The organism is Pseudarthrobacter sp. P1, from assembly GCF_050156935.1.
In the GTDB taxonomy this organism is placed as follows: domain Bacteria; phylum Actinomycetota; class Actinomycetes; order Actinomycetales; family Micrococcaceae; genus Specibacter.
The window spans coordinates 548827-561931 of sequence record NZ_CP189584.1 but is presented as its reverse complement, the minus strand read 5'-3'; the positions used below and the strand labels follow the sequence as shown (position 1 = coordinate 561931).

14 protein-coding genes are annotated in these 13105 nt (G+C 65.5%); 7 read left to right on the top strand and 7 right to left on the bottom strand.

Annotation, left to right across the window (positions count from 1 at the left end; all coding sequences use genetic code 11):
- Window positions 1-328: 328 nt before the first annotated feature.
- Both ACQCSX_RS02540 and ACQCSX_RS02535 read left to right on the top strand, forming a co-directional pair.
- Window positions 329-1378, top strand: coding sequence for a saccharopine dehydrogenase family protein (locus tag ACQCSX_RS02540; RefSeq protein WP_427017515.1), 1050 nt, complete (start codon window positions 329-331; stop codon window positions 1376-1378).
- Window positions 1375-1977, top strand: coding sequence for a TetR/AcrR family transcriptional regulator (locus ACQCSX_RS02535; RefSeq protein ID WP_427017514.1), 603 nt, complete (start codon window positions 1375-1377; stop codon window positions 1975-1977). The genes ACQCSX_RS02540 and ACQCSX_RS02535 overlap by 4 nt, the downstream gene beginning before the upstream one ends.
- A gap of 42 nt (window positions 1978-2019) precedes the next feature.
- On the opposite strand, the gene ACQCSX_RS02530 is transcribed toward ACQCSX_RS02535, so the two are convergent.
- From ACQCSX_RS02530 to ACQCSX_RS02520, 3 genes are all read right to left on the bottom strand, one after another.
- The gene (locus ACQCSX_RS02530; RefSeq protein ID WP_427017513.1) at window positions 2020-2619 is read right to left on the bottom strand and encodes a helix-turn-helix domain-containing protein; all 600 of its coding nucleotides are present in this window, start codon (window positions 2617-2619) and stop codon (window positions 2020-2022) included.
- 84 nt (window positions 2620-2703) lie between these two features.
- On the bottom strand, window positions 2704-3195 hold the full coding sequence (locus ACQCSX_RS02525; RefSeq protein WP_427017512.1) for a hypothetical protein: 492 nt from the start codon (window positions 3193-3195) through the stop codon (window positions 2704-2706).
- Between the two features lie 501 nt (window positions 3196-3696).
- A complete protein-coding gene (locus tag ACQCSX_RS02520) occupies window positions 3697-4692 on the bottom strand; it encodes an alpha/beta hydrolase (RefSeq protein ID WP_427017511.1) in 996 nt (331 codons plus the stop codon).
- 264 nt (window positions 4693-4956) lie between these two features.
- On the opposite strand from ACQCSX_RS02520, the gene ACQCSX_RS02515 reads away from it, so the two are divergent.
- Complete coding sequence (locus ACQCSX_RS02515) at window positions 4957-5205, top strand: hypothetical protein (RefSeq protein WP_427017510.1); 249 nt, start codon at window positions 4957-4959, stop codon at window positions 5203-5205.
- Window positions 5206-5296: 91 nt separating this feature from the next.
- On the opposite strand, the gene ACQCSX_RS02510 is transcribed toward ACQCSX_RS02515, so the two are convergent.
- Window positions 5297-7717 carry a TOTE conflict system archaeo-eukaryotic primase domain-containing protein gene (locus ACQCSX_RS02510; RefSeq protein WP_427017509.1) on the bottom strand — a complete coding sequence of 807 codons (2421 nt, stop codon included), beginning with the start codon at window positions 7715-7717 and terminating at the stop codon, window positions 5297-5299.
- Window positions 7718-7890: 173 nt separating this feature from the next.
- Here ACQCSX_RS02510 and ACQCSX_RS02505 point away from each other — a divergent pair, with 173 nt between their 5' ends.
- Complete coding sequence (locus ACQCSX_RS02505; RefSeq protein WP_427017508.1) at window positions 7891-8262, top strand: VOC family protein; 372 nt, start codon at window positions 7891-7893, stop codon at window positions 8260-8262.
- Window positions 8263-8348: 86 nt separating this feature from the next.
- Here the strand turns inward: ACQCSX_RS02505 and ACQCSX_RS02500 are convergent, their stop codons facing one another.
- Complete coding sequence (locus tag ACQCSX_RS02500; RefSeq protein ID WP_427017507.1) at window positions 8349-8972, bottom strand: PQQ-binding-like beta-propeller repeat protein; 624 nt, start codon at window positions 8970-8972, stop codon at window positions 8349-8351.
- Window positions 8973-9078: 106 nt separating this feature from the next.
- Here ACQCSX_RS02500 and ACQCSX_RS02495 point away from each other — a divergent pair, with 106 nt between their 5' ends.
- Window positions 9079-9276: a hypothetical protein gene (locus ACQCSX_RS02495; RefSeq protein ID WP_427017506.1), complete on the top strand. Its 198-nt coding sequence runs from the start codon at window positions 9079-9081 to the stop codon at window positions 9274-9276.
- A 107-nt stretch (window positions 9277-9383) separates the two neighbouring features.
- Here the strand turns inward: ACQCSX_RS02495 and ACQCSX_RS02490 are convergent, their stop codons facing one another.
- The gene (locus tag ACQCSX_RS02490; RefSeq protein WP_427017505.1) at window positions 9384-9764 is read right to left on the bottom strand and encodes a hypothetical protein; all 381 of its coding nucleotides are present in this window, start codon (window positions 9762-9764) and stop codon (window positions 9384-9386) included.
- Window positions 9765-10030: 266 nt separating this feature from the next.
- Window positions 10031-10450 carry an aldo/keto reductase gene (locus ACQCSX_RS02485; protein ID WP_427018950.1) on the bottom strand — a complete coding sequence of 140 codons (420 nt, stop codon included), beginning with the start codon at window positions 10448-10450 and terminating at the stop codon, window positions 10031-10033.
- 107 nt (window positions 10451-10557) lie between these two features.
- Between ACQCSX_RS02485 and ACQCSX_RS02480 the strand changes: the two genes are divergently transcribed.
- Together ACQCSX_RS02480 and ACQCSX_RS02475 are read left to right on the top strand one after the other, a co-directional pair.
- A protein-coding gene (locus ACQCSX_RS02480; protein ID WP_427018933.1) for an IS5 family transposase occupies window positions 10558-11401 on the top strand; the annotation gives its coding sequence in 2 pieces (ribosomal slippage) (window positions 10558-10863 and window positions 10865-11401; 843 coding nt in all).
- Window positions 11402-11475: 74 nt separating this feature from the next.
- Entirely contained in the window at window positions 11476-13050 is a 1575-nt protein-coding gene (locus ACQCSX_RS02475) for an IS1182 family transposase (RefSeq protein WP_427015623.1), read from the top strand.
- Window positions 13051-13105 lie beyond the last annotated feature (55 nt).

The window sequence follows — 13105 nt, the reverse complement described above, 5'->3', positions numbered from 1 at the left end:
GGCTGGGGTGGTTTCCCAAGCCGACCGTCGTCGTCGATGGGGTGGGCCACCCCGCTCAGTGGGGCTCCCGGTTGTGGAAGGTGCCAGGCGGAGGGCCGGCGACGGTCACGATTTTCCTCTTCAATCGGCTGTGGAAGTATGGCCCCGTCGAGTTCGTTGTCGAGCAGGGATCAACCAGCCCACTTGTCTACTCCGCCCCCTGGCTACCCTTTCTGCCCGGCAGCCTCAAGACTGGCTAAGCCGCGCCCGTGCCCGCGGCGCCGGTCCGGCCCCGGTCCGGAAAAGGCGCCAAATCGACTTAATAGGTCATTTGACCTAAATTTGGGGCATGACTGACACCCTGGAACATCTGCCCACCGGCCCGGTCCTCATTGTCGGCGGCTATGGCACGGTGGGAAGCGCCCTCGCCCGGCTCAGCGCCCCCTCATGGCCACTCCTGCTCACCGGCCGCAACCCCTCGAACGGGGAAGCTATAGCAGCGGAGCTCGGAGCCTCCATCCGGCGCTGGGACCTGGCCGATCCAGAACCCTTCACCGCCCAGGTGCGGGCCGTCATCAACGCGGTCAACGATCCCAACGATCGCGTCCTGGGCGCAGCCGTCCGCGCCGGCATCCCGTACGTGGATCTCACCCGCTGGACGAGCCGGATGCTGCGGGCGGCCACGGTGGCCACCCTGCTCCAGCCCACGGCCCCCGTCCTCCTGTCCTCCGGCTGGATGGGAGGCATCGTGAACCTGGTGGCGGCCTCCCTGGCCTGCGAGCTCGGTGGTGCGCAGAGCATAGAGGTCGCGATCAGGTATGACGTCAACGACAGCGCCGGGGCCGACTCGGTGGACTTCATCGACCGGCTGGGGCACGACTACGAGGTGCGCCGCGGCGGGTCGCCGGTGACGGTCAGCCCGCTCTCCGACACCCGGTGGGTTGACATCGGTGGGCACCGCACCAAGGTGGCCCGGCTGGACACCCCGGAGCAGCTCACGCTCCCCCTGACCTTGGGGGTGGCATCCGCCACCACCCGGATTGGGTTCAGCTCGCACGCCTCAACCACAGCCCTGCTCGCCGCCAAGGGGATGGGGTTCTTTCGCTGGGGCCGCGGCAACCGGTGGACCGGTATCCGGCGTTCGCTTCTCTACTCCCCCGGACGGGGTGGCAGTGCCATCATCCGCATCGACGCGCAAGGCCACGGGGGCACCCGCACGGCTGTCATCACCGACCCCTCCGGCCAGGCCCATCTGACGGCGCTCGGCGGATACCTTGGCCTCCGACACGTGCTCGGAGGTGTGGCCTCACCGGGAGTGGCCTTCCCCGAATCCCGGCCAGATCTTGCCGATGCCCTGGCTGTTCTGCGGTCCCACAACGTGTCGATCGAGGCCGCGTGACCCCGGGCAAGGGCGCGCTGCGGAAGGCTGCCCTTCTCGAAGCCGCCGAATTCGTGCTCGTCACCTCGGGCAACGCCAACGCAACGATGCGCAATTTCGCCGCGGCCGCCAACGTCCGTGTTGGCCACCTGCAGCACTACTTTCCCACCCGCTCGGATCTCATGCAGGCCGTGCTGGAACGCGTCTTGCAACGGTCCCTGGCCCAGCTGCGGGAGGTTTCCGGGGTTGACCTTGACAGCGGCGGCGATGCACCGATCTCCCCGGTGGAAACTGGCCGGATCGTGGGCGCCTTGCTGGACCAGCACGCGGACCCCGCCACGGTCCGGCTGTACGTTGAAATCTGGGCAATGGCCGCCTCCGACGAGGAGATAGCCGCCGTGCTTCGCGGGTTCTACGCCCACTATGCGGGGTATGTCGAACTCATCGTCAAGCGCGCACAGCCACAGTTGGCACCCGGCGCGCGGGTGGCCGCAGCCAACTCGATTGTGGCCCTGCTCGAAGGAGCCGCCGTCGTGCGCTCCGGCTTTGCCGGCCTGCGGTCGCAAGGCACGGACAACGAACTGTTGGCCGCCGTCCAGCGCCTGCTCCACGGGCAGTAGCCGAAGCCGACCCGCCCCCGGCGTGGCTTCGGCCGCCCAAAACTAGGCGTTGGCATCCATCGACCGCAGCTGGAGCCACACGGCAAGAACCGTGTCCGTGTCCGAGAGATCCACGCCAACGACCTTGCTGAAACTCTGCGGGCGGTAGCGCACCGTGTTGTCGTGGATGCCCAGCTGCTGTGCCGTGCGCAGCGAGTTGCCAAGGTGCTGGCACCAGGCCAGCGTCGTTTGGCACAGGTTGCCTTTCCCGTTCTTCTCGCTCTCCACAAGGTCCGAAAATCGGTGTATCGCCAGGGCCGGGTCGTTGGCGAAGACCTGCTGAACCCGGTTGACGAGCAACTGGACATGGACGTCGTCGCGCAACAGCACCCCGTCGGCGGTTTCCACCGTGTGGCATTGGAGGATGTCGGCCACCTCTTCCCGCCTGGAAACCAGAGCGCCACTGTGGTGCGACGGCTGCGCAATCGCGCCAACGGCTTTTCCCTCCACGACTCGGTCCACAACGCGCAGGATCCGGGCTGCAATGCTCCTGGCCTCGGGTACATTCGCCGAGTGGATCAGCACGTAGATCCGGCGGTCGGCGACGACGACGCACGACTCACGGCGGTAGGCCGAATAGTTTTGGCCGATGGTTGTCCGCATTTGCCGGAGCGCGATCGGTGAGGCGGACGACCCCACCAGCGAAAAGCCGGTCAGGATGACCGATCCACCGTCGGCCACGCCGAGTTACGCCAGATCCGTCCGCGTGAGATCCGTGCCCGCCAGCAGCCGGCGCAGCACATCCTCCCTGGGCGGTTGGTTGGCCTCTTGCACCCGCCAATTCTCAAGCATGTGCGAGGCAGCCACCGTCGCCGCGTGCGCCAACGCTCCCTGCTTCTCGGCCTCCTCGACGTCGGATGCACCCACCCGCGCGTCGATGGCCCAAATCGTTCCCAGCGGTACGGTGCCCGCCCGGACCGCAATGGCCGTGCGGGCATGGTCATCGCCAAACTGTGGGAAGCGCTGTGGCCCCGTGGACTTCAGGACCGCCCGGTACTGCTCATCGTTGAATGCCGTCAGGGGAACCTGGCGGCTGAGGATGCCCCGGGTGCGCAGATTGTCGATGAGCTGGCCGGGAACGGAGGAATAGGCCAGAATGTGCCGCCCCAGATCTTCGATGGCAACCGAGCCGCCGAACACTTCAGCAAGACTGTTGCTGAGGGAGAAAAACGGTTCCAACGCTTCTTGATGCGACAGCCCTGCGGCAGGATTCTTTTCTTTTCGCTCAAAATGCTGCTCACGAACGCATCAAAGTATCGCCACGAGACGTGGTCGGCCACCTCGAGCACGGCGATTCCTGCGTTGCTGGCAATCGCCGAAATCTCAGCGTGCCGGCTGGCCCGGCATTTCATGACTATCGCACTGAAACCGCGATGGACGGCCTGTTCCGCCAGCCGCTCAACCTCATCCCGGGACAGCGAGCTGCTGGACATCACGAACATCAAGGTGCCGGGGGCATCGGGCAGATCATCGGCAACCTCGGCGAATTCAATCGTCGTGACAACCGGCGACTCTCCCCCCGGGGCCCAGAGCACCCGGGCGGATGACCCCAGCTGGCCCAGAAGCTCCGACAGCAACAGTTGGCTCTCCTGGTGCAGGCCCTCGGAATTCTTTGCAAATTTCCCCAAAAAGTTCACCTGATTTTCGGCGACCACGTTGGCAGGCACCAATTGCCTGGCGTCAGCTGCCAGCCGCAGTGGGGCCCATTGTCGCTTGAAGCCAGGTGAGGATCGTTTGCAGGCTTTCGGGGTCCAGGTGTGTGCCGGGGTCGTTGTATCCGTTCCCGGGCGTGGCGGCGACTTCGGCCGGGGTGCGGTCGTCTTCCTTGAAGACGTGGTTCGCGTTCGGCGGGAAGGCGAACGTCACGTTCGCCATCCCGGCGGAGGCTTCTTGGAGAGGGTCGCCGTCGGCGTGTACGTCGATCTGCACGTCGCTGCCCCCGATCAAGACCAGGGTGGGGATCTGCACCTGCCCCAGCGAGTTCCGGGTGGACTCGACCCAGAGCTCGCGGGCGAGGGGGAGATTAGCGGGGGCCTCGAAGCTGGCCAGGACCATCTTCACACTCTCGGGCAAGGCAGGATCGGGATTCATCGGTTCTCCGGCCGTGTAGCGGGCTGCCGCTTCCTGGACCTTGGGCAGCAGCTGCGCCCCGCCGGGGACCTGGGCGGCCTGAAGGGCCAGCTGGGACAGCAGCACCTCCTGGATCGGGCGGCCCGGAGGGGCCGCAAGCACGATCCCGGCGAAGGGCACCTCCTGGGTGCTCGTGGCGTAGTGGAGCACGTGGAGGGCTCCCTCGCTGTTGCCGAGCCCGACAATCCGGGTGGAATCAACGAAGTCCAGCCGCGTGAGCGCCTGGACGGCCGCGACCAGCTCATCCAGATGGGACTGCATGCTCAGCTTCCCGATAAGCTTCGCGACGTTCTCCATCGCGTGCGGGCCCGAGACCCGCTTGTCATAGCGCAGGGACGCGATGCCGGCATCGGCCAAGGCTTTCGCGAAGAGACGGCCGCTGCCGTTGCCCCCGGGAAGCAAGGGCGAACACCAGTTGCGGTCGGTCGGGCCGCTGCCGGCGACAAGGACCACCGCAGGGAAAGGCCCCTCGCCGGCGGGCCGGGCCACGGAGCCCTCCATGGTGATGCCGTCAAGCTGCCAAGACACATCAAAGGATTCCGTCATGCCCACAGTCTCACAGCGAAGGCTGAGCGGGACAACCGCTGGCAGGCAGGCCTGGTGGAAGCACTCCGGAATATTGCTCCGTGGAAGGCTCTCCCGTGAAACCCTCGCGTTGGAGATGGCCGGCCCGCGATAGGCAGGTTCAGTTACTCGCCCGCCTGGCGACGAGGTAGGGCGGAAACGCCAACGCGAACAGCAGAAGACACAGCGCAGCCCCACCGCTTGAGCTGTCCACCGTGAGCCCTAAGCTTGTTCTTTAACCTTGTAGTGGGCCAATCCGACCGGCTGGATCAAGGGTTTGTTCCGATTGACGCTACCTACGACTCCGCCTACTGGGAGCTCTATGCCCAAATGTTTTCCAGTGGAGCGGCCCTGACGCTGCTGGACACGATCTCGGCGACAATTCCAGCCAGCGGCACCTTGTCCACAGCGGACATTGCATCGACGACGGCCGCCGTCCGCACCTGTGTTGAAAACCGCAGCCAAGCGCTCAAGGACGCCCTAGCCGGACAATAGGTTCTTCTCCTGTCTCGTTCCACCAACGAATCCACCAGGTGGTTGAGCGCAGCGAAGCGGAGCCGAAACCCGGCGGTGCGGGAGGAGGGAGTCACCCGGTTGCCAGCTTTCGTGGGTCGGGGAATCCGAGCGAGACATACCCTGGCGCCCGTTTGTTCAATGACGCGGCCAACACCGGAGTCGATTCGTCGTAGTAGTCGTGCACGGTCGCCGCCGTTTTCCCCGGGTACGGCCGGATGATGCGGCCGGCATATTGGACCAGCCTTCCCTTAAAGGAAATGGGCGCAGCAAGGAACAGCGTATCCAGTTTGGGGCAATCAAAACCTTCCCCAATGTAGGAGCCGGTGCCCAGCACCAGCAATGGTTGTGCGTCGTCGATGGTGGCAAGACGGTCGACGGCGGCCTGCCGTTCCTTTGTTTTCATCGCGCCGGAGAAGACCACCGGTTCCAGGCCCGCCGCCTCGAACCTCAACCGGAACGAGTCAAGATGTGCTTTCCATGTCGTCAGCAAAAGAATCCGCCCGTTGCGTGCGTAGGCTGCCATGACGTCGTCGTAGATTTGCGTTAGCCGTTCCTCGCTGGCGATCAGGTCCTTGTAGATGGCGGCGATCCCGCCCGGCTCGCTGGGGTCCGCGTCGCCGTCGTAAACGTAGGCCGTCCGGTGCAGCTCCAAGGCCAGCGTCGGCTCCACCATCCCGTATCCGTTGCGTGGCAGTTGCTCTGGCACTGCGGGCGAAATCGTGTGCGTGACCGTGCCGAGCTGGTGGTAGATCAGGGCGTCCAGCTTGTCGCGCCGGTACGGCGTAGCTGTCAGCCCCAGCCAGTATCGCGCCGGGATCTGGTTCATGACATGGCTGAACGCCGCGGCGGGGACATGGTGGCACTCGTCCACGATGACAAAACCGTATCCGGCGGTCAGTTCGGCGACATTGTCACGCCGAGCCAGCGTGGGCAGGAGCGCGACGTCGATGCGTCCCGTTGTCTTTGCGCGGCCGCCGCCGATCTGGCCACACTTTTCATCCATGTACTCGCGGATGCGGCTCCGCCATTGGTCGGCCAGGGCCTTGCGGTCGACCAGGATCAGCGTGGATACGCCACGATTAGCGATCGCAGCACACGCAATGACCGTCTTGCCTGTCCCGGGCGGAGCGACCACAATGCCTTGCTCCGTGGCCGTTGCGCCATCCGCGGCGTTTTGCTGTTCCCCGCGGAGACGTGCCGTGAATTCGAAGTCGTGGGCGGTACCGGCCACCCGCTGGTCGTCAATGCGCAGCGTGCTGCCGCTCGATTCGACCAGCTGCTGCAACAGTGGCAACAACCCCCGGGGGAAGACCAGGTCCCCGTCGAGGGTCTCGTCGTAGTTGCGCAGAAATCGGGGAATGTTCCAGGTGGACCGGCGCTGGCGCTGGCGTTCGTGGAATTCAGGGTTCGGCATGGATGCGGCATGTTTGACTGCCGAAATCATCGCCGGCCCCAGTTCCGCTTCCTTGATGGTCAGGCGCGAGGCAAACGTCGCGTGGACAATCAGGGCGGGGCGAGGAACGATCTTGGACGATTGGGGCAGTTCGAGCCGGCGCACCTCGGGCCCCAGCTTGACCGCAGGCAGCTTCCGAACGTAGGTGCTGACCTCCCGTTCGGTGAGCCGGTCCAGGCTGGACAGGTAGGCCCATTGGTCCTCGTAGGGTTCCAGGGTCGTGGTGTCGAGGAACAGCGTGGTTCCATGCTGGCGTCGTTTGCCGTTCAGCGGCGCAGCGATCAGGTTGCCCATGCCCTTGCCGGAATGCATGTCTTGGGAGGGGAAGAGCCTGTCGTAGCTGGCCAGGCTCATGCTGCCGCGCAATCCCATGGCCTCATGGATCAGGCCGGTCCCCAGCTGCCGTGCGATCGACGCCGGGATGGCCGCGCCAAAGAAGATCCAGGCATGGGCCCCGCGTCCGGATTGCGATACTTCGAGCGCGGCCGGGATGCCGCGAAACCGTGCCGCTTTGACGTACGCCAGGGCATCCAGCATTGCGGCGCCGCCGTCAAAGTCCGCCGCCACCCACCAGCAGGTGTCCTGTTCGGTCAAGGGGTAGAGCCCAATGTGCTGCAATCCGCGCAGGTGATCGGCAATAACCATCGGAGTGAGTGCGAGGAAGTTGGCACCGTCCGCTTTCGCCCCTTTGTGCCAGCCACCAGCGACCGCGGGCACCCAGCCGGATCGTCCATCACGTTCGTTTTCCCACCGGACTGCGTAAATATCACTGCGTGCCCGGAACAAATCCTGGAACAGGCGGACTTTTGCCTCGGGCGGCGATGCCATGGTCACGGGGCCACTGTGCACGACGGCGGCAATGGCCGGCTGGTCCTGATGCGGAGCTGTTGATTCGGATTCGGTGAGTTCCAACAGCTTCCGCAGCCTGGCATTGTCACGGCGCAGCTCCTCGAGCTCGCGCGCCAGTGCGCCGTCTGCCGCATCGGGAAAGAGGGGCAGCGTGGTTTGTCCAACAACCTCAGGCGTGTCTCCGCTCACAGCTTCCATTGTGGTCGGCAAAACCTCAAATTTCCGAATCTTTGTGCAAATTTCGGCGACGGGCCGTGGCATGCGCCTCGCCAGGGCAGCCCTGATCCTCTACGTGTTGCGCACCGCCCATGGCTGGCCCCAGTTATCATCAAAAGAAATCATCACCCAGAGTGGAGTTACACATGCAACTCGGCGCTTTCTCACTCAGCCTCGCTGTCAAGGACATCCAGGCTTCTGCTGCTTTCTACGAGAAGCTTGGTTTTAGCAAACACGGCGGCGACATCACCCAGAACTGGTTGATCCTGAAGAATGGCGAGACCGTCATCGGACTCTTCCAAGGAATGTTTGCGCAGAATGCATTGACCTTCAACCCAGGCTGGAATCAGGACGCGCAGGCGCTCGACTCATTCACGGATGTCCGAGAACTCCAGCGGCAACTGAAAGCCCAGGGCACGCATTTCCTTTCGGAGGCAGACGAGACAACAACGGGCCCAGCCAGCTTTGTTGTGCTCGATCCGGATGGCAACCCGATTTTCGTGGATCAACACGTCTGACCCGACACCGGTGGCCCTGAACCGGGCTCTGGCCTCCGAGCGGCCTGCCGGTCGGGGCGAACAGGTTCGTCCCGACCGGCGCCGGATCATCGGCGCGGGTGGTCGTCGATCCGCACCAGGCTGCGCTCCCGCATACTGTACAGCATGCCGTCGTCGTCGTTGGCAATGTGCGGCCCGCTGTACCAGCCACCGTTGATCCCACCCACCACCGTCGCCACCTCGAACGTCTTGGGATGGAAACGGAACACGGTGGTGTCCGAGGCGGCGTAGACGGCACCGCGGTTGACCACCATGGCGGAGAAGCCGGGGCAGATGCTGTGCAGGTCCTCGGTGTGGACGACTGTCCGGCTGCGGAGGTCGAGAATGAAGAAGCCACCGCTGAGGCTCAGCCCAAACAGGTGGCGCCCCAGCACCGCCAGGGACGCGACACCCTTGGCCTGTCCGGATTCCACCCGCCACAGCTCCTTGCCGGCGGCCGGATCCCAGGCGGCAATCGTTCCGCGCGGCCCCGTGGCCTGTGCGTTGTCGCCACCCAGGTAGGCGACGCCGTCAGCGCAGGCGACGGCGCGCACCAGCTGGACATTGTCGATGGGGTTGATCGCAGACACCGCCTTGCCGGATTTGGGGCTGTACGTCGTCAGCGATCCGCCGCCATCGGCGTCGTCCTGCACACCCACCAGGATCAACCGATGCCGCTCGTCCCATTCCACGTCGAAGGGGCGGTTCTGGCCGGCCGGGAAGGTGGCGAGTGGCCGCGGTCCCTTGGAGCCGCGGGGGGTCGTAGCCCCAGATTCCCTGTGAATTGTATTGGCCGGTGTGGAGCACGCCGTTGAGGGCCAGGGCATCCTTTGCTTCGCCCGGGAACTGCAGATTGACCTTCTGCCCGGTCCGCAGCGAACGCTGGACGACAGTGCCCGTTCCACCGACATATACGCGTCCGGCGCCGGCGGCGATGGCCATGACCAGTTGCGGGTCCACCGGGGCACCGGCGGTACCCAGATCCGTGACGGTTGATGTCCCGTCCGCTGGGTTGATCTCGGCAATGAACCCGTAGGCGGAAGCCACCTGAAGCTTGCCTTGGTAGCCGTCAACACCCCAGATCTCACCGAGGTCCAGCCCCTTCAGATCGACGTCGGCAATGGTCTTGGCGGTGGTCGAATAGACCTGGAGCCCACGATCGGTGGAGTAGTAGATATTGTCACCGACGATGGCCAGTTCCCGTAGGCTGGGATCGCCCGCGGTCTTGGCCGGTGCATCGAGGTGAACGTGTCCTGTGCACGGTCGTAGGCGAACAGCGATGTTTTGCTGGTCGCTCCGCCATCGCCGAGGATGCTGCCCGCACCGAAAAACACGGTTGTCGCCGTCGCGGCCACCGCCCGGGCCAGGGTGGCCTGAGGATCCAGAATGCCCAGACTGCTGATGGCACCCGTCGCCGGGTTGTACTCCCACAACGCTGGAGGGGTCGACGCGCCGCCGCCGAGTGCCTTGAGCACGTTTTTCACGGCCCCGTAGTCGACCGCTTCCGCCGCCGCGGCGTCGCCGTACGAGGAGCCTTGGGTGAAGACGACTGCGTCGAGCCGGCCGGCGCGCGAAGGATCGCGTACGAAGGCACGCGTCTGGTAGCCCTGGCGAGCAGGACGGTGCCGGGTCGGTTGGTGGTCTGTGCCATGGTGCTGCCTCTCTCAGTTGCTGTGTTTTCGTTCGACAGCAGCAGGACTGGCGCCCGAAGTGCCTCCGGGCACCAGCGCGGTTCTGCCACTCAGCCGCGTTATGCTTCCGGGATCTCCCTGCCGAAGGCCTCCATCGTGATCGAATCGGGTTCGGGACCCCCACGCATTCCCGTGTCGAGCACCTCAAGGGCGCCCCTTTGCTCCGGTGTGAGCTCGAAATCGAAAACGTCGAAGTTCTCGGCGATGCGCTCCGGACAGACCGGCTTCGGGATGACGGAATGTCCAAGCTGCAGCTGCCAGCGCAGCATCGCTTGGGCGGCGCTCTTGCCATGGCGTTCCGCGATGTCGAGGATGGCGGGGTCGTTGAACGTGCTCTTCGCACCATCGCCGCGGTAGGAGGTGATGCCGCCGATCGGTGACCAGGCCTGCGTGAGGATGCCCAAGTCTGCGTTGGCCTTCCGCACGTCGGGCTGGGAGAAGTAGGGGTGCACCTCGATCTGGTTGACCGCCGGGACGATCTAGGGTGTGTCTCCTAATCAGTGGTTTTGCGGTTTGGCATGATTGATGGGTGCCTTCTCGCTATTCCGTGTTGTCCGATGCCCAGTGGGAGTCCATTGCCCCGTTGATGCCCGATTCGTCGGGGAAACCGGGCCGACCCTTCAACGACCACCGGCTGATGACCGAGGGCATCATCTACCGCTACCGGGCAGGGATCCCATGGCGTGATCTCCCTGCCTATTTCGGGTCATGGAAGACCGTGTGGAAGCACCACCGCCGCAACGCCGCCAACGGGACCTGGGACAAGGTCCTGGCGGCGTTGCTGACCCGCGCGGACACGGCCGGGCTGATCAACTGGGAGGTCTCGATCGACTCCACGGTCAACCGTGCCCACCAGCACGGCACGAACCTGCCCCGCCACACAGGGGGACCTGTCGAATTACAGGAATCTGCTCGACGAGCCTGAGGACCATGCCATCGGCCGGTCCCGCGGCGGGCTGACCACCAAGATCCACGCCCTGGTGGATGGCAACATGCGTCCCCTGGTCCTGCTGCTGGGGCCGGGCCAGGGCGGGGACTCGCCGATGTTTGAGAACCTCATGGAGGCCCTGAAGGTAGAAAGGCCCGGTCCCGGCCGGGCCCGCACCCGCCCGGACCGGGCCATGGCCGACAAGGCCTATTCCTCCAAAGCAATCCGGGCGTACCTGCGCGGGCGGGGCATCGAGTGCGTTATCCCGGAAAAGGACGACCAGAAGGCCAACCGGAAACGCAAGGGCTCCGCCGGGGGACGCCCCGTCAGATACGACAGGGACGCCTACAAACGGCGCAATGTGGTCGAGCGCAGCTTCAACACCCTCAAGCAATGGCGGTCCCTGGCCACCCGCTACGACAAACTGGCCCTCACCTACCGCTCAGCGGCCGTCCTGCACGCCGTCGTCATCTGGAGCGCCGCATTGGGAGACACGCCCTAGGACTGTGCTGAACAATTTGGGTGGTTTAAGGCGCGCCTGCTGGACTTCGGGTCCTGGTCCTTAAGACTGGATGCATGCAAGGAATTGAAGAGGCCCAGCGCGGGTATTTGGATGTGGAGGCGCTGGCCGGGGAGCTGTTGGCCCCGGGGAGTGCCTACGCGTTTCTGGCCGGGCACCGCTCGGAGCTTTTCCCGGACTCGATGATGGAGGACCTGTTTCCCTCCACCCGGGGCAGGCCCTCGATCCCGGCCGCGGTCATCGGCACCGTCCTGGTCCTGCAGGCCCTGGAGGGTCTCTCGGACCGGGCCGCCGCCGAAGCCTTGACCTTTGACCTGCGGTGGAAGGCCGCCTGCGGGTACGGGCTGACCGAGACCGCGTTCCATCCCACGGCGCTGGTGCATTGGCGCAACCGCCTGCGCGGCAGCAGCAACCCGCACCGCATCACCGAAGCCGTCGCCCAGGTCATCACCGCGACCGGTGTCCTCACCGGCCGGCACCGCCGGGCGGTGGATTCGACCGTGTTCGCCGATGCGGTGGCCCGGCAGGACACCATCACCCAGCTGATTGCCGTGATCCGCCGTTTCGGCAGGGCCATGGAGCACGGGGCCACGCTCATGGCGGTCCATGCCACCTCCTACGATTACTCGCACGTGGGCAAGCCGGACATCGCCTGGGACGACAAGGAAGCGAAGGACGCCCTGGTCTCGGGGCTGGTCACCGACGCCCTGGCCCTGCTTGGCGCGGTGGATCCCGACACCCTGGAAGAAGACTCGCCGCAGGCGCAGGCCTACGTGCTGCTGGCGTTGGTTTCGGGCCAGGACGTGGAGCCGGCCGAGGGTTCCGACGGCACCGACGGGCGGTGGCGGATCGCCCGGAAGGTCGCCCGGGACCGGATGGTCTCCATCGTGGATCCCGAGGCCAGGCACGCGCACAAGTCCCGCTCGGTGATGATGGACGGGTTCAAGGGACACATCATTGCCGAACCGGAAACCGGGCTCTACACCAGCGCCGTGATGACCCGGGCCGCCGGCCCCGGTTCCAGCGACGCGGAGGCCGGAATCGGGCTGGCCGCCGCCGATCCGACCATGAAGGATACGGAGGTTGACTACCAAATGCTTGGCGATTCGGCCTACGGCTCCGGGCCCATGCTCGAACACCTCGACGGGGCCGGGCACCAGGGGCTGGTCAAGCCCAGGCCGCTGCGCCCGGCAGTGCCCGGCGGCTACGACCTGGACGACTTCACCCACGACGAAGCAAAGAACACGCTCACCTGCCCCAAAGGTGAGGTGCGCACCATCAGCGCCAGAGGCAACGTGAACTTCGGCACCGCCTGCAAGGCCTGCCCGCTGCGGGAGAAATGCACCACGGCCAAGGGCGGGCGCAAGGTCGTCATCACCGTCCACCACGCCCGCCAGCGCGCCCACCGGGCCGCCGCCCTCGAGCCCGGGTTCCGGCACGACTACCGGGCCCACCGGCCCCTGGTGGAACGGTCCATCGGCTGGCTGGTCGCCGGAGGCAACCGGGCCCTGAGATACCGGGGAGTTGAAAAGAACAACGCCTGGCTGCAGGTCCGCACCGCCGCGCTGAACCTCCGGCGACTCCTGAAACTGGGCCTCACCCGCCACAACGGGGCCTGGGCCCTGGGATAAGACCCGGAAAGGGCCCCCACCCCGGTCCTGGGCCAAATCCCAGCCGCGGGGAGCC